The following is a 23,173-nucleotide window of genomic DNA, read 5'->3' as shown; positions in this document are numbered from 1 at the left end:
GCGCCCGCCGCGATTCAGGTACCCACGCGCAGCGGACCGGTCAGCTTGCGCAGCGCGGCGACCACGCTTTGCGCGGTGATGCGGCCGGTCTTGGGATTGGCCGAGGGGATGTTCTGGATTTCCATCGAGAACGAGGCCGAGTCGGACACGACCTCGACGCGGTGCAGATTGCGCTCGAGCGAGGGATCGGCCCAGATTTCCAGCGTGGTCTTGTCCGGGCCGATGCCGGCCAGCGACACGCTGACCGCCACGTTCAGATTGGCCGGAAAGCCCACCGCCGCTTCCCGCGGCGAGCCGCGGAAGATCAGGCGCGGTTCGGTGATGTCCGCGATATCGATGTTGTTGTCGGTCAGGTAGGGCGCGCCCAGCAGGCCGCGCACCGGCTTGCGGGTGATCATGGTGACGGAATGGATGACGCCCTCGGCAGCCGCCGTGATGGCATCCAGGCCCAGGATGGCGCCCGAAGGCACCAGGATCTGGCCATGGTGTTGGCGGGCGAGTTCGATCAGGTCGTCATGGCGCAGCAGCGCGCCCGAGCTCAGCACCACCATCTTCTTGCCGGCGCGCAGCACGGGCTCGGCGATGTCGCGGAACACTGCGGCGGGGGCGCATTCCACGACCACGTCGCAGTGTTCGTGCAGCGCATCGATGGTGGTGTAGGCGGGCGCGGCCTGGGTCCAGGCGAAGGCCGGCGGGGCCTTGGGATCGCGCACCGCGATGGCCGCGAGCGTCAGGCCGGGCAGGCCGGCGTCCAGGGATTGCGCCACGGCCTGGCCGATGGCGCCGAAGCCGGCGATGCCGACACGGTAGCTGTTCATAAGGGTCCAGAGTAGGGCCGCGGCGCGCCGCGGGCGGTTCGGAAAGGGGCTGCACGCCGCCGCGATGACGCGGCGCCGGACTGCCGGCCACTGTAGCCACCGTGCCGGCAGGCGTCAATGCGGAATGGCGACCATGCCCGGCTACACTTTGCGCCTGAGCCTACAGGAGTCGAGGCATGCATATCCTTCCCGAAACACCAAACGACCGCGAGGCGATCTTCGCGCTGACGCAGGCTGCGTTCAAGGACAATCCCCACAGCCAGCAGACCGAAGGCTACATCACGAACGCGCTGCGCGAGGCCGGCGCGCTGACGCTGTCGCTGGTGGCGCGGGTGGACGGGCGCGTCGCGGGCCACATCGCGTTTTCTCCGGTGGCGATCAGCGACGGCTCGGCGGACTGGTACGGTCTGGGGCCGGTCGCGGTGCTGCCGGAACTGCAAGGCCGGGGCATAGGCGCGGCCTTGATCCGGGACGGCCTGGCGCGCCTTGAGGCGCTGGGCGCGGCGGGCTGCGTGGTGATGGGCGATCCGGCGTACTACACGCGATTCGGTTTTGCGCAGACGCCCGCGCTGACCTATCCCGGGGTGCCGCCCGAGTACTTCATGGCGCAGGCCTACACGCGCCCGGCGCAAGGAGACGTGGCCTATCACAAGGCGTTCGAAGCGACCGCGTAGCGGGCAGGAGGCGGCGCGGGCAGCGTGAATTCCGGCCCGCTGTAGTCAGAGGCGATGTCCAGCGTTCCCGCTGCGAGCCGCCCCGCCCATTCATCCAGGACGCGGCGTTCTTCCGCGCCGACCTTCGCGCCCAGCACCAGCCGCAGCGACGCGGCTTCCTCCAGGCCGTAACGGGTCACGCGACCCACCGCCAGCGCGCCCGCGGCATGGTCCGCGGCGGCGCGCTGCACGCACAGTCCCGAATCGGCCAGCGCCGATGCCAGATAGACCTGCGGGTCGCGCGCCACCCAGTCCAGCACATTGCCGATCTGCCAGACGCCCGTTTCGCGGCACACGCGCGTCACGCCGTCGCGGCCGCCGTCCATCATGGCGAACAGCACGCGCGCGTCGCGGGCGGACAGCGCGCGGGCCCAGGCCGCGCCCAGCGCCGGATCGTGCTGGTTGCCGCAGAAGGCGGTCAGCGGATCCCGGCCCGTGACGCGCCGCACGCCATCGGCATAGGCGGCGCGGCCTTTCAGGCCGGGCCGCACTTTTTCGCCGGACAGATGGGCGGCCCGCCCGTTGGCCGCGCGCAGGCCCGCCAACACGCCGGCCAGAAAAGCCGAGTGCTCCTGCTGGATCTCGTATGACGCGACGTTGGCCGCGGTGTGGTGCCCCTGGGTGATGGCGAATTGCGTGCGCGGGTAGCGCGGCGCCACCTCGGCCACGGGGGCATCGCCCTGGCCGCCATGCACGATGACCAGCTCCGGGCCGGCGTCGCATAGTTGCGCGATGCGCCCGGCGCGCGCGACGGAGTCGTGGTCGGAGATCCATTCCAGCTGCAAGGGCTGGCCCGCTTGCGCGGCGCGCTCCGCGCCACGGACGGCCGCTTCGTTGAAGCCGCCGCGGCCCGGATGGCCGAACAGCACAAGCATGCGGCGGGCGCTCATAGGCTGGCTCCCGTGGAACGCACCACCGGTCCCCAGGCTTCGGCCTGACGACGGACGAAATCGGTGAACTCGGCGGGGGATTTTTGCGACAGGACGAAGCCCTGTCCTTCCAGCCTGGCGCGGATGTCGGCGCTGGCCAGCGTCTGCGCGATGGCGTCGTTCAAGCGCTGCGAGACCGCCGCGGGCAGGCCGGCGGGTCCGGACAGTCCGACGAAGTTTTCGGCGATTAGGCCCGGATAGCCCAGCTCGCCCACCGCCGGGATGTCGGGCGCCTGTGGCACCGGCTTGCCGGTGGTGACCGCCAGCAGGCGCAGTTGGCCGGACCGCAGGAACGGCAGGTTCTGCGGCAGCGCATCCACCGCGAAGCGGATCTGACCGCCCAGCAGATCGTTGCGCATCGCGCCCGAGCCCTTGTACGGAATGTGCTGCAGGCGCGCGCCGGTTTGCCGCGAATACAGCTCACCCACGATCTGGCCCACCGATGCCAGTCCGCCACTGCCGTACTGCACCGGCTGGTCCTGCGCGCGGATCCAGGCGGTCAGCTCCGCGAAGCTGGACACCGGCACGGAAGGGTGGACCGCGAACACGGTGGGCACCGCGCCCAGGTAGGCGATGTGGTCGAAGCTGGCGAGCGCGTCGTATCCGCCTTGCGGCATCAGGGCAGGCGAAATGGACAGCGGCGCCGAGTTCGACATCAGCAGCGTGTAGCCGTCGTTGGGCGCTTGCGCGACCAGGCTCGCGCCTATGGTCGAGCCCGCGCCGGGCCTGTTTTCGATGACGATGGGCTGGCCCAGCCGTTCGGCCAGCGCGGGCGCGATGAGGCGCGCGGCGATGTCGCTGGCGCCGCCGGGCGGGAAGGTGACGACGAGCCGGATCGGACGCTCGGGCCAGGCGGCTGCGCGCGCGATGCGCGGCCGCGCCAACGGCAGCGCCAGTGCGCCGGCAAGCATGAAGGTTCGACGGGAGATCGGCATGGCGTGGCTTCTACATGGCTGCCGCGGGGCGGCAAAAGGGCGTACTGTAGAAAGCCAGGCCGGGCCTGACAAAGAATTTGTAGCCGTTTGCTTATGCCCGCCGCATCGCGCGGCGGGCATTTTTCAAACGCGCGCGGGGAGCGCGGATCAGCTGCCTTTCTGCGCCTGCGCCATGTAGTCCACGGTCAGGTTCGACAACGCACGCACGCCGTTGATGAGGCCGGACTCATCGACGTAGAAGCGCGGCGAATGGTTCGGCGCAGCCTTCTCGACGTCGGTGCCCTTGGGCGTCACGCCCAAATAGAAGAACATGCCCGGCACCTTCTCCTGATAGAACGAGAAGTCCTCCGACGCGGTCGACTTGGGCTGCAGCCCGTAGTTGCCTTCGCCCGCCACGCGCCGCAGCGTCGGGCCCATCTGCTCGGTCAGCGCGGGATTGTTGACGGTGGCGTTGTACAGCTCCACCACGCGCACGTCCGCCTTGGCGCCCGCGCTCTGCGCGATCATGTCGGCGGTACGCGCGATGCGTTGATGTATGTCCTTCTTCATGCCTTCGTCATAGGTGCGGATGGTGCCGGTCATGGCCACGTTGTCCGGCACGATGTTCATGCGGTTGCCGCCGTGGATGGCGCCCACGGTGATGACGGCCGGCTCCAGCATGCTGTTGATCTGGCGGCTGGGGATGGTCTGCAGGCCCAGGATGATCTGCGAGCTGACCACGATGGGATCGATGCCGGACCAGGGCCGCGCGCCGTGCGTCTGCTTGCCGGTGACGTCGATCCAGAACTGGTCGGCGGCGGCCATGGCGGGGCCGCTGCGCCAGCTGAGCTTGCCGGCGGGATAGGCGCTGGACACGTGCAGGCCGAAGATGGCGTCCACCTTGGGATTTTCCAGCACGCCTTCCTGCACCATCATCTTGGCGCCCCAGATCTTCTTGCCGTCGGGTTCGAAGTCGGCGGGGCTTTCCTCCGCGGGCTGGAAGATGAATTTCACGCTGCCGGGAAGCTCGTCTTTCATGCCGGCCAGCACTTCGGCCGTGGCCATCAGGATGGCGGTGTGGGTGTCGTGGCCGCAGGCATGCATCACGTCCACTTCCTTGCCCAGGTAGGTGCCCTTTGCCTTGGACGCAAAGGGCAGGTCTACCTGTTCCTTGACGGGCAGCGCGTCCATGTCGGCGCGCAGCGCCACCACCGGACCGGGCTTGCCGCCCTTGAGCACGGCGACCACGCCGGTGCCGGCGACGCCGGTTTTCACTTCCATGCCCAGCGCGCGCAGATGGTCGGCGACCAGCTTGGCGGTGCGGTTTTCCTGGTTGCCCAGTTCGGGGTGTTCGTGGATATCGCGGCGCCAGGCGATGAGCTTGTCTTCGATGGCCTTGGCGCGTTGATCGATCTGCGCGGCCAATGCCGGATTGGGCGCGGGGACCAGCGGGCCTTGCGTGCCGGGCGCGCTTTGCGCGGCGGCCGGACCCGCCATCAGCAGGTGGGCGGCGAGCGCCAGCGGGGCCAGGCGGAACAGGGGTTTGCGGTAAGGCATGCTTTGCTCTCCTCGTGGTTGTTAACCTGTTATTGGACGAGGATCTTACCGAAGCGCAAGACGGCGCGAGCGTTTGTTACCAACGCTTAAAAACAGGCTGTTTTGATTCCGGCCGATGGAATTCCGCGCGCCGGAATCCGGAGGTCATGCGGCGTGCAGGACGTTCTTTGCGCCGCGTGCCAGGAACAGCAGCAACAGTGCCGCCAGCAGCGATGCGGCGCCTGCGAAAAGCATGGCGGCATGGAAGCCGCCGGCCAGCGCCGCGGCGGCCAGCTCGGCCGCATTGGCGGGCTGCGCGGGCAGTTCATGCAGGGTGATGGCGGCGCGCGCCAGGGCTTGCGCATCGGGCGCGCCCAGCCGAGACAGCGAGCCCGTCAGTGCCTCGATGGCGCGTCCGCTCATCAGCGCGCCCAAGAGCGCGATGCCTATCGTCATGCCGGTCTGGCGCAGCGCGTTCATGGTGGCCGAGGCCATGCCGGAACGCTCGCGCGGCACCGTGGCCATCACGGCCATGCTGGTCGAAGGCACGGCCAGGCCGGTGCCCAGGCCCAGCAGCACCAGCAGCGAACCTGACACGAGATAAGGCGTGTGCGCTTCGAAGCGCGTCATGCCCAGCATGGCCAGGCCGATGAAGGCGAAGCCCGCGATCATCAGGCGCGGCAGGCCGAAGCGCAGGTTGAGCCGGCCGAAGACCAGCGACACCAGCCCGGCCGCCGCGAACTGCGGCGCCAGTTGCCAGCCGGTGGCCAGCGGCGACAGTCCCTGCACGTGTTGCAGGTAGAGCGAAAAGAAGAACAGGCTGCTGTAGGCGGAAAAGCCCAGCACGAAGGACGCGAAGTTGGTGATGGCGAAGCCCGCGTCGCGGAACAGCCCCAGCGGCAGGATGGGCCGCGCGGCGCGGTGCTCGACCCACAGAAAGGCGAGCAGCCCGGCGGCGGCAATGGCGAGCGCGACCGTGGCTTCTGGCGCAGCCCAGCCATGTTCGCCGGCGGCGATCAGACCATAGGTCAGCGCGCCCAGCCACAGCACGCTGAGCGCCTGGCCGGCGGGGTCGAAGGCCGCGTGTTCGGGATGGGCGCTTTCCGTGATGCTCCAGGCACCCAGCGCGATGGCCAGCGCGCCTACCGGCAGGTTGATGAGGAAGATGCTCTGCCAGTTGAAGTGAGCGACGAGCACGCCGCCCAGCATGGGTCCCACGATGAGCGAAATCGCGTTGCACGAGGCCCATATGCCGATGGCCTGGGCGCGTTCCTTGGGATCGGGAAAGGCCTGGGTCAGAAGCGACAGCGCGCCCGGCACCAGCAGGGCGCCGGCCACGCCCTGCACGGCGCGGCCGATCAGCAGCGCCGTCAGGTTGTCCGCCAGGCCGCACAGCGCGGAGCCCGCGGTGAACAGCAGCACGCCCGCCAGCCAGGAGCGCTTGCGTCCATAACGGTCGCCCAAAGGCCCGGCGGACAGCATGAAGGCCGACAGGAACAGGGCGTAGGCGTCCACCACCCATTGCAGTCCGGCCATGTCGATGCGCAGGGCCGCCTGCATGGTGGGCAGCGCCACGTTGACGATGCTGATGTCCAGGATGGTGATGAAGCTGCCCAGGTTGACGGCAAGGACCAGGGCGCGGCGGCGTGCGGGATGCATGGCGGGACGCAGAGTGGGGGAAGGGGTATTCTATGCATCGACCGACCGTCGGTCAATGAAAAGAAGAACGATTCTCAGCTTTTGGCCCCAGCCCTGCGCCTCCTCTACACTGGCGCCTTGCTGCTGAACTGACCCTGGACGATATGCCCGCTGTTCCCGCCGACCCGCTTTCCCCGCCTGGCCCGGACGCCGCTTCCAAGCCCCGCACCAAGCCGGCCGCCGTGCGGCTGGATGAGTTGATGGAGGCCGCGCAAGCGCTCTTCATCCAGAAGGGCGTCGAGGCCACCACCATCAGCGAGATCGTCGAGCGCGCCGGCGTGGCCAAGGGCACCTTCTATCACTACTTCACGTCCAAGAACGACATGCTGGCGGCGCTGCGGGCCAAGTTCTCGCAGGGGTTCCTGGACCATATCGACCGCGAGGTGCGGGCCTGTGCGCCGGACGACGGCGTGGCGCGGCTGCGCGCCTGGACCCGCGCCGGCGTCGAGGCCTACTTCGACGGCTACGAACTGCATGACGTGGTGTTCCACGATGCCCAGCATCCCGACCGCGGCGTGGCCGAAAAGAGCGCCGTGCTGGAACAGCTGGAAGCGATACTCGAGGCCGGCGCGCGCGCAGGCTGCTGGAAGCTGGACGACGCGGCGCTGGCCGCCATCGTCCTGTACCACGGCATGCATGGCGCGGTGGACGCTGCCATCGCGCAGGGCCGGCGGGACGTGCAAGCGCTGTCCGGCCCCTTGTCGGCGATGTTCCTGCGCACGCTGGGCGCGGGCTGAGGCACGTGGCCTGAAGGGCGCGGCGGTAAACCCGCGCCGCTGCAAGCGCCGCTATTGCAGCTTGATGCCCAGCTCCTTGATCAGCGGCCCGATGTCGGCGCGGTCGGCCTCGATGGTCGCGGCCAGTTCCTCTGGCGTGCTGCCGATGGGAATCATGCCCAGGGTTTCCATTTGCGCGCGCATCGCGGGTTCCTTCAGGATGTCCGCCACCGATTTCTGGATCAGCGCCACGCGGTCGTCCGGAATGCCCGCCGGCGCCATCAGCCCGATCCAGGGCTGCGGCGCGTAGTCCTTCAAGCCGGACTCCTTCAGCGTGGGCGTATCGGGCAGGCCGCCGAAGCGTTCCGGACTGGTGATCGCGAGCGCGCGCAGCCGGCCGCTGTCGATCAGGCCCTTGGAACTCGAAGGCGCGTCCAGGCCCACGTCGAGCTGGCCGCCGATCAAGTCGTTCTGCGTCTTGCCCGACGAGGACGAGGGCACGTACAAGGCCTTGATGCCGGCGCGGCGCGCCGTCTGTTCCCAGACCAGATGGAACGCCGTGCCGATGGAGAACGAACCTACGCTGAGATTGCGCGCCTTGCTTTCGCGCACGAAGTCTTCCCAGGTCTTGAGCGGGCTGTCCTTGGGTACGATGAAGATGAATGGCGTGCGCGCCACCAGCGAGATCGGCTTGAGGTCCTTTTGCGTGTCGAACGGCAGGCTGTCCACGGCGAAGGGCACGATGGTGACGGACGAGGCCACCACCATGCCCAGCGTGTAGCCGTCGGGCGCGGACTTGACCAGCGCGCCGGTGCTGATGATGCCGGACGCGCCGGGCTTGTTCTCCACCACCACGGGCTGGCCCCAGGCGGCGCCCAGTTTGCTGGCCAGCACGCGCAGCATGACGTCCACGGGGCCGCCGGGCGGGTTGGACACGATGATCTTGACGGGCTTGTCGGGATAGGCGGCGGTGGCCGCCAGCGGCGCCAGCAGCGCCAGCGCGAGCGCGGTTTGCTTGAACATGGAATTCCCCTTGTTTTGGTGTGTTTGATGCGCGGGCGGCATCCGCCCGCGGCCCCGCAGATGCCGTCCCGGCCTAGGCCAGGATCTGCATGTGCGGCGCCGCCGGCCAGCCTGGCGCGTCGCCGCGGATGAACGCGATCCATGCCTGCTGCGTGGCGCGTGCAAGCTGGCGCGCCTGTTCCGCGGGCAGGCCGGCGAGCATGGGCGCGCTGGCGTACGCCGGCAACGTGTCGAAGACGAAGGGCAGTTCGATGCAATGGCAGGCGCCGAAGTTCGCCGTGGGCGCCACGTCGAACCGCGCCAGCCAGGCTTGGCGGCCTTGGGCCGCGGCGTCGGCGGCCCACTGGCGCGAGGGCGCGCCGAATACCTCGTCGCCCAGGTCCTGGTCGGCGGCGCTGCGGCCATTGCCGGGAAAGGCGGCCATTTCGTCGCGCGTGTAGCAGACCAGCACGTCGGCGCGGGACGACGCCCGCCTGAGCGCGGGCGCGATGTCATGTGGCAGCACCTGGCCGTCGAGCACCGGCGCGAACTGGCTGCGGCTGCTGCCCTCGGCGCGCAGCGTTGCGGCGACGGCGGGCGCCTGCTGCGCCGCCAGCAAGGCCGCCACGGGCAGCTCGCGCGCGGCTTCCAGGGAATCGGCTCCCGCGGCGCGCAGGAAGGCCTGTCCCAGCGCATCGGCCTGCTTTGCGCTGCGAAACCCCCGGCCCAGCGCCGCGCTTTGCAGGATGGCACGGGAGAAGCGCGGCTGGCGCGCCAGCATGGCGCAGATCGAGGACGCGCCCGCCGACTGGCCCATGACGGTGACTTGTCCGGGATCGCCGCCCAGGTCCTGGATGTTGGCCAGCACCCAATCGATGGCGGCCTCCTGGTCCAGCAGGCCCGAATTGGCCGTCTGGCCGGGTACGTACAGCCAGCCCAGCGCGGCCAGCCGGTAGTTGACCGCGACCACCACCACGTCGCCGCGCTGCGCGAGGTTGGCGCCGTCATACCAGTCCAGCGCGCCGCCGCCGCTTTGCCAGGCGCCGCCGTGCAGCCACACGACCACCGGCCGCCGCTTGCCGTCGGCGGCGGGCGTCCACACGGTCAGGTGCAGGCAGTCCTCGGATTGTTCGGCGTCGAAGTCGCCCATGGCGCCGCGCAGGCGCGAGGGCAGTTGCGGCGCGACCGGTCCCGGCCGGGTGGCGTCCAGCCTGCCGCGCCAAGCGGCCGGTTGCGGCGGTGCGAAACGCAGCGCGCCGATCGGCGCCTGCGCATAGGGAATGGCGCTGTAGCGGCACACGCCGCCTTCCAGCACGCCGGTCAGCGTGCCTGCCTGCAGCGACGCTTCCACGAACTGACTCATATCCTGCCCCCTGTTTCTGGTCTGTGGCCCGGCCGCGGCAGGCGCCGCGGCGGTCGGACTATGGTAGGGAGGAATGGGCCGCGCCAGGCATGCAGGTTTTGAACATTGCCATGCGCAATCCGCATGGCTGGCGGCGGGGCGCGCCGGCTACTTGAGGATGCGCGCGTCCAGGCTGTTGTCCGCCAGGGCCTGGGCCTGCGCCCGCGACATGCCCAGATGCTCGTACAGCGCGTGGAAGTTCTCGTTGACGTAGCCGCCGAAATACGCGGGATCGTCGGAGTTCACGGTGACCTTCACGCCCGCGTCCAGCAGCGACAGGATGTTGTGGTCGCGCATGTGCTGGAACACGCGCAGCCGGGTGTTGGACAGCGGACAGACCGTCAGCGGGATCTGCTCGTCGATCAGGCGTCCGATCAGCTTGGGGTCTTCGGCGGCGCGCACGCCGTGGTCGATGCGCAGCACCTTCAACAGGTCCAGCGCTTCCCAGATGTATTCCGGCGGGCCTTCCTCGCCGGCGTGCGCGACGCCTGGCAATCCTTCGGCGCGGGCGCGGTCGAACACGCGCTGGAAGAGGCGCGGCGGAAAACCCATTTCGCTGCTGTCCAGGCCCACGGCGATGAAGGCGTCGCGGTGGGGCAGGGCGGCTTCCAGCGTGCGCATGGCCTGCTCTTCGGGCAGATGGCGCAGAAAGCTCAGGATCAGTCCGCTGTTCACGCCCAGCTGCTTGCGGCCGTCTTCGAGCGCCTGGCTGATGCCGGCCAGCACAGCCTCGAAGGGCACGCCGCGGTCGGTATGGGTCTGCGGGTCGAAGAACGGCTCGGTATGCACCACGTTCTGCTCGCGGCACTTGAGCAGATAGGCCCAGGTCAGGTCGTAGAAATCCTGCTCGGTGCGCAGCACGTCCGCGCCGCGGTAGTAGAGGTCCAGGAATTCCTGGAGATTGCCGTAGTCGTAGGCGGCGCGCAGGGACTCGATGTCCGGCCACGGCAGCGCCACGCCGTTGCGCTGCGCCAGCCGGAACAGCAGCTCGGGTTCGAGCGAACCTTCCAGGTGCAGGTGCAATTCCGCCTTGGGCAGTGCGTTGAGCCAGTCGTACATGGGTGCTCCGATCAAAAAGTGTTGCCTGTCCAGAATAACGCGCAACGCGCCGGCGGGCTCAGGCCGCCAATGCGACCGCGTCGGCCTGGATGGCGAGCTGGAGCTGGGCGGCGAAGGCGCGCGCCTGCCGTGTGCTGGGACGGTCGCGGCGCCAGATGGCGGCCAGCGGCGATTTGCGCAGGACCGGCCTGTCGGCCAGGACTACAAGCTCGCCGCGCGCCTGCCGGATAGCGGCCACGCTGCCGGGCAGCATCCACAGGTACAGGCCGTCCAGCAGCATTTCGCGGCCGAATTCCAGCGACAGGGCGCCGATCATATCCGGAATCGCCAGGCCGGCCTGGCGCAGCGACATTTCCAGTTCGCCGCGGATGCGGCTGCCGGGCAGGGCGGTGATCCAGGGATAGGCCACGTAGTCGGCCAGCGTGGCGCCAGGCTGGCCGGCCAGCGGATGATGCGTGGCGCAGGCCAGCACCACGGGATCCTCCAGCAGCGTGGTGGAGCGATAGATCTGCGGATTGACGGTGGACGAGAAGCGGCTGATCAGCACGTCCAGCGCGCCGGCGTCCAGGTCCTCGATCAGCCGTTCATGCGTGCCGATCTCGATGGTGAGCGTGATGCGCGGATAGGCTTGGCGGTAGGCGCGCGCGGCCTCGGCCACCGGCCAGCCCGCGAACATCGAAAAACAGCCTACGGTCAGGCTGCCTTCGTCGCCGCGCGAGACCGCGGCGAGATCGATCTCGGCCTTGCGGAAGTCGGTGAGCAGCAGGCGGGCATGGCGGCACATGGTCTCGCCCAGCGGCGTGCAGGTGGTGCCCTTGGCAGTGCGCTCGAACAGCCGCGCGCCCACCAGTTCTTCGATCTCGGCGATGGCGCGCGACAGACCCGACTGCGTGCTGTGCAATTGCGCGGCGGCCTTGGACAGGTTGCCCAATTCGGCGACGGTCAGCACGATTTCCAGATGCCGGATGCGGAGCTTGCCTCGGAACGGTGTCATGGCGCGGGTCGGAAGGGAGATGCCGATTATTCTCTCCCGGCGCGTGCTTGGCAACGCGGGGCGGGTTAGGGCCGCGCAGGTTTCGGCCGGCCGGGTTTCGGATATAGTTCGCGCCAGACCGATAGTCGGAGGCGCCGCCTGGGCCAGCGCGACGGCCGGCAAGAGCAGAGGGCAGGCATGAAGACAGCGGTGCGTGGCGCGTGGAGAGTGGGCAGGCTTGCGGCGGCGGCGCTGGCTGCGCTGGCCTTGAGTGGCTGCGGCGCATCCCGGGTCGACGGCGTGTCCGTTGCCTGGCCTCCCTTTCGAGACGGGACGCTTGCGGCGTTGCCAACGGATCCGGCCCAATGCCCGGATCTGGCCGGCGTCTATCGGGCGCAAGGCGAGTTCGTGTCTGGCGACCGCGAGGCCGGCGCATCGATGGACCTGCGCAATTTCCTGCAATATCCCCTGGACCTACCGGGCATGGGCGACAACCCGTTGCCGGAATGGCGCTCCGGACCCGAGGCCACCGTGGCTTTCACGGCCGCCGCGGACGGATGGGAGATATTGGCGCTGGACGGACAGGGCGCGCGCGCTTCCGGCCGCCTGCCGCAGTTGAACGGTATGCCGGATCCTGCCGCCCTGCCTGGCGCGGCCCGGCCCTCCAGGCCGGACGGCATCCGGCGCCTAGGCGGTTGCACGCAGGGCCGGCTGTGGATCAGCGTGCGGCACGACTGGCGCCAGTACGAGTCCATGGGAGTGCGGCGCCACGTGGCGCTGCTGCGGCCCCAGGCAGGAGGCCTGCTGGTGACCGTGCAGCGTGAATCCGACACCATCGGCCTGCTGCCTTGGTATTCGAATGACGGCAGCGTGTACCAGTATTGGTTCGCGCCCGCGGGCCGCTGAGCGCGGACCCGGCAACTTTCGCGCGGCCTTGGCCGCGTTCCATCCAACAGCCTCATGACGTCTGAAAACTCGTCCTCCGCCGCTTCCGATCCGCGCGCCCGCTTCGTCTCGGGGCCGATGGGTCCGCATGTGCTGGAAATGGTCCTGACCGGCTGGGCCAGCATGCTGGCCGTGTTCGCGGTGGAGTTCCTGTCGCTGCTGTACCTGGGCACGCTCAAGGACGAGGCGGTGCTGGGCGCGGTGGGCTTCGGATCGATGACGCAGTTCACCATCATCTCGGTCTGCATAGGCGTGACCGTGGGCGGCACGGCCCTGGTGTCGCGCGCGCTGGGGGCGGGCGATGCGCCGCGCGCCCGCGCGCTGGCGGGCGCCTCGCTGGTCCTGATGGCCGCCGCCGCGCTCGTGTCCGGCGCCTTGTTCCTGGCCGTGATCGGCCCCTACACGGCGGCCATCGACCTGGCAGAGGACGTGCGCGCGCATCTGCTGTCCTACGTGCTCATTACGACCCCGTTCGCGGTCGTGATGGGCGTGGGCATGATGTTGTCCAACCTGCTGCGCGCCGCGGGCCGTGGCCGCCAGTCCATGTGGGTGCTGCTGGCGGGGACGGCGACGGTCGCGGCGCTGGACCCGCTGGTCATTTTCGTGCTGGACGGCGGCATGGAGGGCGTGGCCTGGGCCGGCGGCGTGGGCCGTCTGGTCACGGTGGCGCTGGGCGCCTGGCTGGTGTTCGGCAAGCATCGCCTGGTGGCCTGGCCGGCCGGCGCGGCGCTGCGCGCGCACCTGGCTGCAATCGGGCGGATCGCCTTGCCTGCCGCGCTGACCACGCTGGCTACGCCCGCGGCGGTCATTTTCACCCTGTCCACCTACGCCGGCTTTGGCTCCAGCGTGATGGCGGGCGCCACCGTGGTGGACCGGGTGCTGCAACTAGCCTATGCGCTGTTCTTCGTGCTGCCGGGCGCCATCGGGCCCATTCTTGGGCAGAACCTGGGCGCGGGGCAGTGGGACCGCGTGCAGGAGACGGCGCGCCTGACCGCGCGCTGGTCCTTGATGTACGGCTTCGGCGTGGCGGTCGTGCTGGCCGTGCTGGCGCCCTGGATGCCGGATCTGTTCCAGGTGAGCGGGCCGGGGCGCGACCTGATCGTTTTCTTCTGCCGCTACGGCAGTTTCGCGTGGGCGCTCAACAGCCTGTATTTCGTCGCCATCGCGGTGTTCAACAATCTGGGCTATGCCGCGTACTCCACCGCGATCGGCTGGCTGCGCGCCACCGTGGGCACCTTGCCCTTTGTCTGGCTGGGCGCGCATTACGGCGGCCCGGAAGGCGTGCTGGCGGGGCAGACCGCGGGCTTTGCCCTGTTCAGCCTGATCGCCATGTTGCTGTGCCGACGCGTGCTGCGTGCGCCGCCCGCGAGCGTGGCGGTGCAAGCGCGGCAGGCAGCCTAGGGCGCTGCGAAGCCGCTTCCAGCCTGCAGGGCGTTTGAGTGGCAGTGCTGGCGGACCCGCCCTGCGGGCCGTTCGATTTTGACGCCCGGTCGCGGTACGATCCCGGCTGACTTCGATTTTTCAGGATTGCCATGCGTCAGCGTTCCGTACGCCTTCGAATCGACACCTTCTCCCGCGTGCTGCTGGCCGCGGCCGTCACCGCCGCCGCTGCCGGCGCCGCGCAGGCGCAGGGACCAGCTTCCGCCACCGGATCGCGCGCCCAGCCCGCGGTGCCGGTGCAGACCCTGCCGGCCCTGACGCCCAAGCGCAGCTTCGACGACACTCCCGCGCCTGCCGCCAACACGCCGGCGGCTCCGGTCGATGACCGCGCCGGGCAGGCGCTGCCTCCCAGGTCGGCGGCGCCCGCGCCGGCAACCCTGCCTGCGCCCGCCGCCTTGCCCGCACCCGCTGCGGCCACGGCAGCCCCGGCAGCGACCGCAGCGCCTGCTGCGCCCGCCGCCACCGCTGCGCCCGCCGCCACCGCCACCCCCGCTCCCACGGTCATCATCCCGACCGAACTCGACACCAAGGCCTGCATCGCCAAGCTGCGCAAGGGCGCCACGGCCAACGGCCTGACCGTGGCCGATTGGGACAAGTACACCGCCAACGCCAAGCTGCTGCCCACCACGGTCGCATCCGCCAAGGGCCAGCCCGAGGGGCGCGAGGCCTGGTGGGATTACATCGCCAAGACCGTGGACGAGGAGCGCGTGCGCGACGGCCTGGGCGTGCTCGCCAAATATGGTCCGCAGCTGTCGGCCATCAGCCAGCAATACCAGGTGGATCCGGCCACGCTGGTCGCGATCTTCGGCATCGAGACCAACTACGGCCGGCAGGTCGGCAAGACCAATGTGCTGGACGCCTGGCTGACGCGCGCCTGCACCGAGAACAAGCCGCTGTGGGAAAAGAACGCCTACGCCTCGGTGCGCCTGCTGCGCGACGGCGTGGTGCCGGCGGACAGCTTCGTCGGCTCCTGGAGCGGCGCTTTCGGCATGACGCAGTTCATCCCGACCTCGTTCTATGAGCTGGCCGCCGATGGCGACGGCAACGGCAAGATCGATCTCTACAACTCGCTGCCCGACGCGTTGGCGTCGACTGCCAATCACCTGCGCAAGCGCCGTGCCAAGTGGACGCACAGCCTGCCCGCCGTGATCGAAGTGCGCGTGCCGGCCGAGCTGGCCGCCGCCATTCCGGCCTCGCCCGAAGCCGAATACGTGGGTTCGCAGGATCGCCGCACGATCGCCCAGTGGGCCCAGGCCGGCGTGAAGCAGGGCAACGGTTCGGCCTTGAAGCTGGCGTCGGGCAACGACGAGCAGGCCTATCTGTTCGCGCCCACGGGTTCCGCCGGCCCGGTGTTCCTGGCGACCGTGAATTTCGACGCCATCCTGCATTACAACCAGTCGCGCCGTTATGGCCTGGCGGTATCGATGCTGCTCAATCGCCTGCAGGGCGGGCCCGATCTCGTCGCGGCCTGGCCCACGGACGACCCCGGCTTGTCGCGCGCGCAGATCAAGGAGCTGCAGGAGATGCTCTACGGCCTGGGCTATGACGTGGGCGTGGCCGACGGCATTCCGGGCAGCAAGACCCGCGACGCCGTGCGCGAAGAGCAGGTCAAGCGCAAGCTGCCGGAAGACGGCCGCGTGGGCAAGCGCATCTACGACGCCATCAAGGCCACCTGGCCGCCCGCGGCGATCCAGGTTCGGCCGACAGCCCAGCAATGACAGGGGCTTCCGGCACGCAGGGCTACGGTGAAAACGCCGCGGCCCTAGCAGACCAGTACGAGAGCATCGCGTTCGCGGACGTGCACCGCGACGTGGCGCACCTGATCCCCGCGGCGCCGTCGCGCATCGCCGACATCGGCGCGGGATCGGGGCGCGACGCCGCCGCGCTGGCGCGGATGGGGCATTCGGTGGTGGCGGCCGAGCCCACGCCCGGGCTGCGCCAGGAGGGTCAGCGCCGCCATGCGCTGCCCAACCTGGAATGGATCGACGACGCCTTGCCGGAACTGGCCGTGCTGCGCGGTCAAGACCGGGCGTTCGACGTGATCATGCTGACGGCCGTGTGGATGCACCTGGATGCCGACGAACGCCGCCAGGGCATGCAGGCGCTGGCCGCGCTCTTGGCGCCGCAGGGCCAGATCCTGATGTCGCTGCGGCACGGCCCGGTGCCTCCTGGCCGCCGCATGTTCGACGTGTCCGCGCAGGAAACGATCACGCTGGCGGCCGGCCACGGCCTGTCCTCGCACCATCTCAGTTCGCGCGAAGACATGCTGGACCGCGCCGACGTGCGCTGGAGTTTCCTGGGCCTGCGCCGCACCTGAAAGCCATGCCCCGGGGCCGGACTCGGCCTGGGGGATTCGTCCGTTGGACGATGGGCCGGCGGGCCGTCCGCCGGTATCATGTCCGCCACGCCATTTCTTCAGCCTTCCATGTCCGCCGCACTGCTCCCCGACACTTTCCAGACCGCCCGGCTGCAAGCCCGGCGCATGGACGAAACCGATTATTCCTTCATTGCCGCGATGCATGCGGACGAGCGCCTCATGGCCACCATGGGCGGCACCCGGACAGACGCGGCCAGCCGCCGTTATCTGCTGCAGAACGTCGAGCATTGGACCGAGCTGGGCTACGGCATGTATGTGCTGGCCGACCGCGCCAGCGGCGCGCTGGCGGGCCGGGCGGGCTTGAAGCGCACCCAATCTCGGGGCCGCGACGAGGTCGAGGTCGCGTATGCCTTCCTGCCCGCGAGCTGGGGCATGGGATACGCCACCGAAATCGCCCATGCGCTGCTGGCGCTGGGATTCGGCCGCTTGCCGGTCGAGGCGCTGTCGGCCGTGGCGCTGGAAGAGAATGCCGCGTCCTGCCGGGTGCTGGAAAAATGCGGCATGCGCCAGATTGGCGGTGCGGGAGCGGGCGGCGCGGGCAAGCGTCTCTACGAAATCCGCCGCGCCGAATGGCCGCTGCCGGACGCGGGCGCGGCGGCCGGCGCCGGCCATCGGCGCTAAGATTGGGATATGAGCACCAAGCAGATCCCCGACGACGACCCGCAGCCCGTTCCGCCCGTCGCGCCCGAACCCGAAGAGTGTTGCAACAGCGGCTGCATCCCCTGTGTCTATGACACCTATAACGAAGCCATGGACGATTACCGGGAAGCGCTGAAAGCCTGGCGGGCCAGGCATCCGGAACAGTCCAAGGGCTAGGCGCCCGTCAGCCCGCCAGCTTCATGTGGATGATGGGACGAGGGCGACCCGCGTCGTCCTGTTCCGAGCGGCCCACGTCCTCGAAACCGTAGTGCTTGTAGAAGCCGTGGGCCTGGGGATTCTGTTCGTTCACGTCCACCAGCAGGGTGCCGTGCAGCGAACGCGCGAAGTTCAGCAGGCGCCGGCCCGCTCCCTTGCCGCGCTTGTTGGCATCCACGAACAGCATCTGGACCTTGTTGCCGTTCAGGCCCATGAAGCCGGCAACTTCGCCGGCATCGTCCTCACAGACCCAGACCCGCACCGAAGGCAGGTCGGTGTTCAGCACCTGCGGGTACATGGCCTGGATTTCCTTTTCCGTCAGGAACGTGTGGGTGGCGCGTACCGAACGGAGCCAGATGTCCACCAGGGCCAGGTCATCGCCGTGGTTGCGTTCTCGGATATTCATTTTTCTAATGGTTTTACAGGTCGGGTGCCGGCGCGGTCCTTGGCTACGCCGGTCTTTTTGCCGCTAGAGCCCTGCGCGGTAGAGCTCGGTCGCCGCCAGGACGGTTTCCATCTGTACAGTATGCGCGAAAACGAAGCGGTCGCCGTAGACGGTTTCATCCGGAAACTCGGAAATCAACGCCATGGGCAAGTCTTCGCGGTCGCTTTCGCTGATCTGCACCGGGATGCCGTTCAGTACGTCGAATCCGGTTTCGAGCGCGTGCGCCTGGAATAGTTCAAGTTGCCGCGCGTTGAACTCGACCAGGCCGGGAACGTTGCGGGCCAGCCTGGCGGTAACGCCCTCGATCAGGCGGCGGGCGCGGTCGCCCCAGCCCGGGTGATGGCGCAGCACCAGGAAGAAGCCCTTGGGGATGGTCCACGGCTCGAAATGGCGCGGCAGGTAGCCGGATAGCGGCCGGGTCCATTCATGGGCGGGATAGCCGTGCAGGTTGATGTGCAGCTGAGCGCCGCTGATGGCGTGCGCCTGGTGGCGGCCTTCGCGTTCGAAGAACGGGGCGCGTTCGCGGTAGGCGATGTCGTCGCCCAGCGCGCTGTAGCGCGAGGCATGCAGCATGTGGCGCGGATGGTGCGCGCGCAGGCGGTTGAACAGCGCGTAGCCGTCCGGATTTTCGGCGGCGATCAGGGCGAAATGCGCGTCGCCGCGCTCGGCCAGCGTCTGCGCGGCGCGCAGGGCGCCGACCACGCCGGAAGTTTCATTGGCGTGCTGCGCGCCCGAGATGAACACTGCGGGGCCGGGACCGCGCAGGTACGTACCCAGCACCGGACGGCCCTGGCGCGATACGGCCTGGAAGGTATCGCCGCCGAACGCCGCCATGCAGCTGGCGATCTGGCCGGCCGACAGCGGTTCGCGGACCTGGGCCAGCGGCGCATCGAGCGGCGCGGGCGCAACGGGCGCCAAGGCGTCGAAATGCTCCAGCGATATCAGCACGCGCGCTGCGCCGTCGTGGCGGCGGATGTCGGGAATGATCTGGCCGGGTTGCAGGCCGCGGTCGCCGGACGGGCGGCCCGAGTGCTTCTGGAAGTGTTCCAGCAGCGAAAAATAGATGTCTTCGTGCAGCGCTTCGAAGGTGCTGACGATTTCCTCGTCCACCGGCAGGGCGAAGTCGATGCCCGGCAAATCCACGCGGATTTCCAGGCGCTCGAAATAGGGCTCGTGCGCGCCCCAGGCATGGCTGCGCACCGTGTCCACGATGGCGCGGAACGCCTGCTGGTATTCGGTGGCCTGGGCGGCATCGGTCTGCAGCACGCCTTCGGCGTCGCGCACGCGCAGCCAGCCGGTGGGCGACAGCTCGGGCGTGCCATCCTGGGCGTAGCCGACCTGGTTGGGCGCATAGACGCGGGTATCGAGCTTGCGGCCATCGGCGTAGCGCAGGCTGACGTCGTAGTGCAGATCGTCGGCGCCGGGCTGCATAGCGACTTCCACGCCTTGCAGCAGCGCGATGAGCGGATAGGCTTCCAGGGTGAAGCGCTTGGCCTGGGCGTGTTCGTGCAGCGGATAGCGCACCACGACGGACGCCAGCCCTTCGCGCTCGACCTCTTCCAGGAAGTAGTGCAGCAGCGGCTTGTAGGCGCTGCGAAAGCGCGCGGTGACGCCGGCTTGCGCCAGGCGCTCCTGGGCCGCGCGGCGCGCCTCCACGCCTTCGAACAGCCAGCCTTCCACGACCGCGCCGCGCCAGGCCGGCGCCATGTAGGCATGGGTCCAGGCGTCCAGCGTGCGGTCGAATGTTTTTTCCAGCAAAGACATACTCGATATTCCTTTCAGACGGACCGGGGCGGCTTCAGACCTTGCCGGTCGGGTCCAGGCGGTCGCGCAGCCAGTCGCCCAGCAGGTTCAGGCCCAGCACCGTCAGCATGATGGCCAGGCCCGGAAAGACGCTGACCCACCAGGCCGTCTGCATATACGTGCGGCCGTCGGCAAGCATACCGCCCCAGCTCGGGATCATGGGATCCACGCCCAGGCCGAGGAAGGTCAGACTGCTTTCCAGCAGGATGTTGTTGGCGACGTTCAGCGTCATCAGGATGACCAGCGGCCCCAGCAGGTTGGGCACGATGTGGTGGCGGATCATGGCCAGGTCGCGCACGCCGAAGGCGCGGGCGGCCAGCACGAACTCGCGCTCGCGCAGGGCCAGGACCTGGGCGCGCACCAGGCGCGCATACTGCACCCACTGCGACACGATCATGAAGAAGATGACGTTGAACAGCCCGCCGCCCAGGATGGCGATGAAAGTGATGGCCACCAGGATGAACGGCAGCGCCAGCTGCACATCGGCAAAGCGCATGACGATCATGTCCCAGAAGCCGCGGTAGTAGCCGGCGATCAGGCCCATGACGATGCCCAGCAGCGCGCCGCCGACGACCGAGGCGAAGCCCACCGTCAGCGAGATCTTGCCGCCGACGATGACGCGGGCCAGCACGTCGCGGCCCAGCGGGTCGGTGCCGAAGGGGTGGGCCGCCGAGGTGAAGGGCGCCATCAGGCGGGCGGCCAGGTCCATGGCTTCGCCGCCGTCGGGGAACAGCCAGCCGGAGGTCAGCACCAGCACGATCATGGTGCCGGTCAGCAGCGCGCCCAGCACGAATTCCAGCGAGCGGTAGCGGCTGCGGGGCTTGGCCGCCTTGGGGGCGGCGGCGGTGGGGGTAGTAGTCTGCATAAGGCTCAGCGCGTGCGGATGCGGGGGTCGACGATGCCGTAGGCGATGTCGACGATCAGGTTGACCAGGACGATGACGGAGGCCAGCACGGTGACCGTGCCCTGCAGCACCGGGTAGTCGCGGCCGGAGATGGCGTCGAACGCCAGCGTACCCAGGCCGGGCCAGTTGAAGACCATTTCGATGACCACGATGCCGCCGATCAGGCCGCCGAATTGCAGGCCCAGGTAGGTGATGAGCGGAATCGCGCAGTTGCGCAGCGCGTGCTTGTACAGCACCACGCGTTCCTTCAGGCCTTTGCTGCGCGCCACCATGATGTATTGCGCCGACAGCGTTTCCAGCATGGTGGTGCGCACCAGGCGGATATTGGTGGCGCTGAGGATGATGGCCATCGTCAGCGACGGCAGCACCAGGCTGGCGGGCCCGCTCCAGCCGGACGGCGGCAGCAGCGGGAAGGTGATCGACAGCAGCAGCACCAGCATCAGCGCCAGCCAGAAATTGGGAAAGGACAGTCCCACCAGCGACAGGATGCGGATCGCCTGGTCCGTGGTCTTGCCGCGCTTGATCGCGGCCTGGATGCCCAGCGGCAGCGAGATCAGGATCGACGCCAGCAGCGAGGTGAATGCCAGCATCAGCGTGGCGGGCAGCGCATCGCCGATCAGCTTGGCGACCGACGTGCCGCCCATGAAGCTGCGGCCGAAATCGCCATGCAGCAGCCCCTGCATATAGGACAGGTACTGCTCGTAGAACGGGCGGTTCAGGCCCAGCGCCTGGCGGATATTGGCCAGGTCCTGCTCAGTGACGCTGCCCGAACCCTGGCTGAGCATCAGCGCGGGGTCGCCGGTCAGGCGCACGGCATAGGAGACGAGCAGCGTCACGGCCACGATCACGAAGACGGCCTGCAACACGCGTTTGATGAGAAATCCGGTCATAAGTCGCCGTCCCGGCTTACGCCGGAACGGTCGGTGGGGTTAATGCGTCAAGGCAGCGCCCAAAGCATTTCAGAAAAACTCTTTAGTTGTTCATAGCGCCATCGCACCATGAGCAACCAGTCCTCCCCCAGCGGGATGCCGCGGATCCGGGCTCTGCCGGTCCGCAGGCATGCCCCCTGGGGGGAAGCGCGCAGCGCTTCGGGGGGGGCGTCAGTCCACAGAAGCGTTCAGGAAACGGAAGCGGATGTCGCCCGGCACTTCCAGATCCTTCACGCGCTTGTTCACCCCGACGATCGTGTTCAGGCTGTACAGCGGCATTTCCAGCGCCTGGTCGGCCACGTAGCCGGCGATCTCCTGCAGCATGGCTTCGCGCTTCTTCACGTCGTAGACCGTGCGCTGCGCTTCCAGCATGCCGTTGAGCTTGGCGTCGTTGTCGTACGGGTTCCACTTCTGGCCCGTGTGGTACATCAGGTAGGCCGTGTTGTCGTAGTCGTAGGTCCAGCCGCCCCACTGGTTCTGCCACATTTCGCCGGTCTTGCCGCCGGGGATGATGTCGTTGAGCAGCACGCCGGTTTCATACGGCTTGATCGTGGCGCGCACGCCCACGCCTTGCAGGTAGCCCGAGACGGCCTGGGCCACTTCGCGGAAGTTCGAATCGCTGCCGCGCACGTCGATCTGCACGGTGGCGCCCGGCTTCACGCCGGCGGCGGCCAGCAGCTTCTTGGCTTCGGCGGGGTTGAAGGGCAGGGGCTTCTGCTCGGGGTTGTAGCCGAAGGACTGCGGACCCTGGAAGCTGGCGATGGTCTTGGCCTGGCCCAGCAGCAGCTGCTTGACGATGGCGTCGCGGTCCACGGCCATGATCAGCGCGCGGCGCACGTCGCGGTTCTGCGTGATGCCGCTCTTGGTGTTGTAGCGCAGCGCGAAAGCGACCGGGCCGCCGGTGGAGATGACGTCGGCGTTGCCGGACTTCTTCACGGTTTCGATCAGGCCCAGCGGAATCAGGGTGGCGACGTCGATGCGGCCGGCCTGCAGTTCGGCGACTTGCGTGCCCGGCTCACCGATGAAGCGGTAGACCACCTTGTCCAGCTTGGGCTTGCCGCCCCAGTAGTCGTCGTTGCGCGCCAGCGTCACGTTGACCTTGGGCTGGTAGCTTTCGAACTTGAACGGGCCGGTGCCGACCGGGTTGGTGTTGAAGTTGTCTTCGCCCTTTTCCTTGATGTATTTGGGCGGCACGATCATGGCGCCATAGCCGGCCAGCTTGGTCAGCAGGACGGGATCGGGCTGCTTCAGGATGAAGTCCACGGTGTATTCGTCCACCACCTTGATCTCGCCGATCGAGTCGTAGTTGGACTTCTGCGGGCCCTTGGCGCCTTCCGCGCCCAGGAGGCGCTCGAAGGTGAACTTCACGGCTTCGGCGTTGAAGGGTTCGCCGTTGTGGAACTTGACGCCTTCGCGCAGCTTGAAGCGCAGGCGCTTGTTGTCGTCCAGGTATTCCCAGCTGGTGGCCAGGCCCGGCTGCAGCTTCAGGTCGGCGCCGCGCATGGTCAGGCCGTCATACAGGTTGCTGCCCACCGAACCCCAGAAGGTCACGAAGGTGTCGATCGGGTCCCAGCTGCCCGGGTCCTGGTTGATGGCGACATTGAGCGTGCCGGCGGCGTGAGCGGTCACGAAGACGGCGGGCAGCGCGCCGCCCAGCGCCAGGGCCAGGGCGGTGGCGGTGTAGGTTTTGCGTAGGGAGAGCATGTTCAACTCCA

Annotated in this window: 22 protein-coding genes; 8 read left to right on the top strand and 14 right to left on the bottom strand. The window is 68.6% G+C overall.

The features are described 5' to 3' along the window. Nucleotides 1-14 precede the first annotated feature (14 nt). Nucleotides 15-818, bottom strand: coding sequence for an aspartate dehydrogenase (locus ACZ5YA_RS09925; RefSeq protein ID WP_059372649.1), 804 nt, complete (start codon nt 816-818; stop codon nt 15-17). Between the two features lie 176 nt (nt 819-994). Between ACZ5YA_RS09925 and ACZ5YA_RS09920 the strand changes: the two genes are divergently transcribed. After that, nucleotides 995-1,492, top strand: coding sequence for a GNAT family N-acetyltransferase (locus ACZ5YA_RS09920; protein WP_251881816.1), 498 nt, complete (start codon nt 995-997; stop codon nt 1,490-1,492). On the opposite strand, the gene ACZ5YA_RS09915 is transcribed toward ACZ5YA_RS09920, so the two are convergent. The 4 genes from ACZ5YA_RS09915 to ACZ5YA_RS09900 all read right to left on the bottom strand — a co-directional run bounded on the left by ACZ5YA_RS09915 (nt 1,465) and on the right by ACZ5YA_RS09900 (nt 6,569). Beyond that, entirely contained in the window at nt 1,465-2,421 is a 957-nt protein-coding gene (locus tag ACZ5YA_RS09915) for a BMP family ABC transporter substrate-binding protein (RefSeq protein ID WP_464092436.1), read from the bottom strand. The genes ACZ5YA_RS09920 and ACZ5YA_RS09915 overlap by 28 nt on opposite strands. Further along, entirely contained in the window at nt 2,418-3,395 is a 978-nt protein-coding gene (locus ACZ5YA_RS09910) for a Bug family tripartite tricarboxylate transporter substrate binding protein (RefSeq protein WP_464092435.1), read from the bottom strand. The genes ACZ5YA_RS09915 and ACZ5YA_RS09910 overlap by 4 nt, the downstream gene beginning before the upstream one ends. Nucleotides 3,396-3,542: 147 nt before the next feature. Further along, on the bottom strand, nt 3,543-4,931 hold the full coding sequence (locus ACZ5YA_RS09905; RefSeq protein WP_059372662.1) for an amidohydrolase: 1,389 nt from the start codon (nt 4,929-4,931) through the stop codon (nt 3,543-3,545). Between the two features lie 144 nt (nt 4,932-5,075). Then, nucleotides 5,076-6,569, bottom strand: coding sequence for an MFS transporter (locus ACZ5YA_RS09900; protein WP_059372665.1), 1,494 nt, complete (start codon nt 6,567-6,569; stop codon nt 5,076-5,078). Nucleotides 6,570-6,712: 143 nt separating this feature from the next. Here ACZ5YA_RS09900 and ACZ5YA_RS09895 point away from each other — a divergent pair, with 143 nt between their 5' ends. Beyond that, nucleotides 6,713-7,345: a TetR/AcrR family transcriptional regulator gene (locus ACZ5YA_RS09895; RefSeq protein ID WP_280015096.1), complete on the top strand. Its 633-nt coding sequence runs from the start codon at nt 6,713-6,715 to the stop codon at nt 7,343-7,345. 51 nt (nt 7,346-7,396) lie between these two features. Here ACZ5YA_RS09895 and ACZ5YA_RS09890 read toward each other — a convergent pair whose 3' ends face one another. The 4 genes from ACZ5YA_RS09890 to ACZ5YA_RS09875 all read right to left on the bottom strand — a co-directional run bounded on the left by ACZ5YA_RS09890 (nt 7,397) and on the right by ACZ5YA_RS09875 (nt 11,781). Then, the gene (locus ACZ5YA_RS09890) at nt 7,397-8,347 is read right to left on the bottom strand and encodes a Bug family tripartite tricarboxylate transporter substrate binding protein (RefSeq protein ID WP_464092434.1); all 951 of its coding nucleotides are present in this window, start codon (nt 8,345-8,347) and stop codon (nt 7,397-7,399) included. 73 nt (nt 8,348-8,420) lie between these two features. Continuing rightward, nucleotides 8,421-9,689, bottom strand: a complete 1,269-nt coding sequence (locus ACZ5YA_RS09885) for a carboxylesterase family protein (RefSeq protein WP_464092433.1) — start codon at nt 9,687-9,689, stop codon at nt 8,421-8,423. Nucleotides 9,690-9,836: 147 nt separating this feature from the next. Then, nucleotides 9,837-10,787, bottom strand: a complete 951-nt coding sequence (locus ACZ5YA_RS09880) for an adenosine deaminase (protein WP_059372676.1) — start codon at nt 10,785-10,787, stop codon at nt 9,837-9,839. 58 nt (nt 10,788-10,845) lie between these two features. Continuing rightward, a complete protein-coding gene (locus ACZ5YA_RS09875) occupies nt 10,846-11,781 on the bottom strand; it encodes a LysR family transcriptional regulator (RefSeq protein ID WP_464092432.1) in 936 nt (311 codons plus the stop codon). Nucleotides 11,782-11,958: 177 nt separating this feature from the next. Here ACZ5YA_RS09875 and ACZ5YA_RS09870 point away from each other — a divergent pair, with 177 nt between their 5' ends. The 6 genes from ACZ5YA_RS09870 (at nt 11,959) to ACZ5YA_RS09845 (ending at nt 17,338) form a co-directional block, all read left to right on the top strand. After that, complete coding sequence (locus tag ACZ5YA_RS09870; protein ID WP_464092431.1) at nt 11,959-12,666, top strand: hypothetical protein; 708 nt, start codon at nt 11,959-11,961, stop codon at nt 12,664-12,666. A gap of 54 nt (nt 12,667-12,720) precedes the next feature. Next, nucleotides 12,721-14,106: an MATE family efflux transporter gene (locus tag ACZ5YA_RS09865; RefSeq protein WP_223283495.1), complete on the top strand. Its 1,386-nt coding sequence runs from the start codon at nt 12,721-12,723 to the stop codon at nt 14,104-14,106. Between the two features lie 131 nt (nt 14,107-14,237). Continuing rightward, nucleotides 14,238-15,863 carry a lytic murein transglycosylase gene (locus tag ACZ5YA_RS09860; RefSeq protein ID WP_187774099.1) on the top strand — a complete coding sequence of 542 codons (1,626 nt, stop codon included), beginning with the start codon at nt 14,238-14,240 and terminating at the stop codon, nt 15,861-15,863. Beyond that, nucleotides 15,860-16,462 carry a class I SAM-dependent methyltransferase gene (locus ACZ5YA_RS09855; RefSeq protein WP_118934713.1) on the top strand — a complete coding sequence of 201 codons (603 nt, stop codon included), beginning with the start codon at nt 15,860-15,862 and terminating at the stop codon, nt 16,460-16,462. The genes ACZ5YA_RS09860 and ACZ5YA_RS09855 overlap by 4 nt, the downstream gene beginning before the upstream one ends. 108 nt (nt 16,463-16,570) lie before the next feature. Further along, on the top strand, nt 16,571-17,143 hold the full coding sequence (locus ACZ5YA_RS09850) for a GNAT family N-acetyltransferase (protein WP_059372686.1): 573 nt from the start codon (nt 16,571-16,573) through the stop codon (nt 17,141-17,143). Between the two features lie 9 nt (nt 17,144-17,152). After that, nucleotides 17,153-17,338, top strand: coding sequence for an oxidoreductase-like domain-containing protein (locus ACZ5YA_RS09845; RefSeq protein ID WP_054452636.1), 186 nt, complete (start codon nt 17,153-17,155; stop codon nt 17,336-17,338). A gap of 7 nt (nt 17,339-17,345) precedes the next feature. Here the strand turns inward: ACZ5YA_RS09845 and ACZ5YA_RS09840 are convergent, their stop codons facing one another. The 5 genes from ACZ5YA_RS09840 to ACZ5YA_RS09820 all read right to left on the bottom strand — a co-directional run bounded on the left by ACZ5YA_RS09840 (nt 17,346) and on the right by ACZ5YA_RS09820 (nt 23,162). Further along, nucleotides 17,346-17,783, bottom strand: a complete 438-nt coding sequence (locus tag ACZ5YA_RS09840; RefSeq protein ID WP_059372691.1) for an acetyltransferase — start codon at nt 17,781-17,783, stop codon at nt 17,346-17,348. Between the two features lie 63 nt (nt 17,784-17,846). Beyond that, nucleotides 17,847-19,586, bottom strand: a complete 1,740-nt coding sequence (locus ACZ5YA_RS09835; RefSeq protein ID WP_464092430.1) for a M14 family metallopeptidase — start codon at nt 19,584-19,586, stop codon at nt 17,847-17,849. A gap of 34 nt (nt 19,587-19,620) precedes the next feature. Further along, nucleotides 19,621-20,490, bottom strand: a complete 870-nt coding sequence (locus ACZ5YA_RS09830) for an ABC transporter permease (RefSeq protein ID WP_118934718.1) — start codon at nt 20,488-20,490, stop codon at nt 19,621-19,623. Between the two features lie 5 nt (nt 20,491-20,495). Next, nucleotides 20,496-21,419, bottom strand: coding sequence for an ABC transporter permease (locus tag ACZ5YA_RS09825; protein WP_054452620.1), 924 nt, complete (start codon nt 21,417-21,419; stop codon nt 20,496-20,498). A gap of 210 nt (nt 21,420-21,629) precedes the next feature. After that, nucleotides 21,630-23,162, bottom strand: coding sequence for an ABC transporter substrate-binding protein (locus ACZ5YA_RS09820; RefSeq protein WP_251881796.1), 1,533 nt, complete (start codon nt 23,160-23,162; stop codon nt 21,630-21,632). Between the last annotated feature and the right edge of the window lie 11 nt (nt 23,163-23,173).

Source organism: Achromobacter sp. JCM 18799, from assembly GCF_055395645.1.
Note: the sequence above shows the minus strand (reverse complement) of the source record. Positions and strands in the feature narration are given on the sequence as shown.

Excerpts from the sequence above, each read along its gene's own strand:
- ACZ5YA_RS09875 (WP_464092432.1), bottom strand. The coding sequence starts at position 11,781 with ATGACACCGTTCCGAGGCAAGCTCCGCATCCGGCATCTGGAAATCGTG.
- ACZ5YA_RS09830 (WP_118934718.1), bottom strand. The coding sequence starts at position 20,490 with ATGCAGACTACTACCCCCACCGCCGCCGCCCCCAAGGCGGCCAAGCCC.
- ACZ5YA_RS09840 (WP_059372691.1), bottom strand. The coding sequence starts at position 17,783 with ATGAATATCCGAGAACGCAACCACGGCGATGACCTGGCCCTGGTGGAC.
- ACZ5YA_RS09845 (WP_054452636.1), top strand. The coding sequence starts at position 17,153 with ATGAGCACCAAGCAGATCCCCGACGACGACCCGCAGCCCGTTCCGCCC.
- ACZ5YA_RS09865 (WP_223283495.1), top strand. The coding sequence starts at position 12,721 with ATGACGTCTGAAAACTCGTCCTCCGCCGCTTCCGATCCGCGCGCCCGC.
- ACZ5YA_RS09910 (WP_464092435.1), bottom strand. The coding sequence starts at position 3,395 with ATGCCGATCTCCCGTCGAACCTTCATGCTTGCCGGCGCACTGGCGCTG.
- ACZ5YA_RS09890 (WP_464092434.1), bottom strand. The coding sequence starts at position 8,347 with ATGTTCAAGCAAACCGCGCTCGCGCTGGCGCTGCTGGCGCCGCTGGCG.
- ACZ5YA_RS09920 (WP_251881816.1), top strand. The coding sequence starts at position 995 with ATGCATATCCTTCCCGAAACACCAAACGACCGCGAGGCGATCTTCGCG.
- ACZ5YA_RS09870 (WP_464092431.1), top strand. The coding sequence starts at position 11,959 with ATGAAGACAGCGGTGCGTGGCGCGTGGAGAGTGGGCAGGCTTGCGGCG.
- ACZ5YA_RS09825 (WP_054452620.1), bottom strand. The coding sequence starts at position 21,419 with ATGACCGGATTTCTCATCAAACGCGTGTTGCAGGCCGTCTTCGTGATC.
- ACZ5YA_RS09885 (WP_464092433.1), bottom strand. The coding sequence starts at position 9,689 with ATGAGTCAGTTCGTGGAAGCGTCGCTGCAGGCAGGCACGCTGACCGGC.
- ACZ5YA_RS09855 (WP_118934713.1), top strand. The coding sequence starts at position 15,860 with ATGACAGGGGCTTCCGGCACGCAGGGCTACGGTGAAAACGCCGCGGCC.
- ACZ5YA_RS09835 (WP_464092430.1), bottom strand. The coding sequence starts at position 19,586 with ATGTCTTTGCTGGAAAAAACATTCGACCGCACGCTGGACGCCTGGACC.
- ACZ5YA_RS09820 (WP_251881796.1), bottom strand. The coding sequence starts at position 23,162 with ATGCTCTCCCTACGCAAAACCTACACCGCCACCGCCCTGGCCCTGGCG.
- ACZ5YA_RS09900 (WP_059372665.1), bottom strand. The coding sequence starts at position 6,569 with ATGCATCCCGCACGCCGCCGCGCCCTGGTCCTTGCCGTCAACCTGGGC.
- ACZ5YA_RS09905 (WP_059372662.1), bottom strand. The coding sequence starts at position 4,931 with ATGCCTTACCGCAAACCCCTGTTCCGCCTGGCCCCGCTGGCGCTCGCC.
- ACZ5YA_RS09895 (WP_280015096.1), top strand. The coding sequence starts at position 6,713 with ATGCCCGCTGTTCCCGCCGACCCGCTTTCCCCGCCTGGCCCGGACGCC.
- ACZ5YA_RS09915 (WP_464092436.1), bottom strand. The coding sequence starts at position 2,421 with ATGAGCGCCCGCCGCATGCTTGTGCTGTTCGGCCATCCGGGCCGCGGC.
- ACZ5YA_RS09860 (WP_187774099.1), top strand. The coding sequence starts at position 14,238 with ATGCGTCAGCGTTCCGTACGCCTTCGAATCGACACCTTCTCCCGCGTG.
- ACZ5YA_RS09850 (WP_059372686.1), top strand. The coding sequence starts at position 16,571 with ATGTCCGCCGCACTGCTCCCCGACACTTTCCAGACCGCCCGGCTGCAA.
- ACZ5YA_RS09925 (WP_059372649.1), bottom strand. The coding sequence starts at position 818 with ATGAACAGCTACCGTGTCGGCATCGCCGGCTTCGGCGCCATCGGCCAG.
- ACZ5YA_RS09880 (WP_059372676.1), bottom strand. The coding sequence starts at position 10,787 with ATGTACGACTGGCTCAACGCACTGCCCAAGGCGGAATTGCACCTGCAC.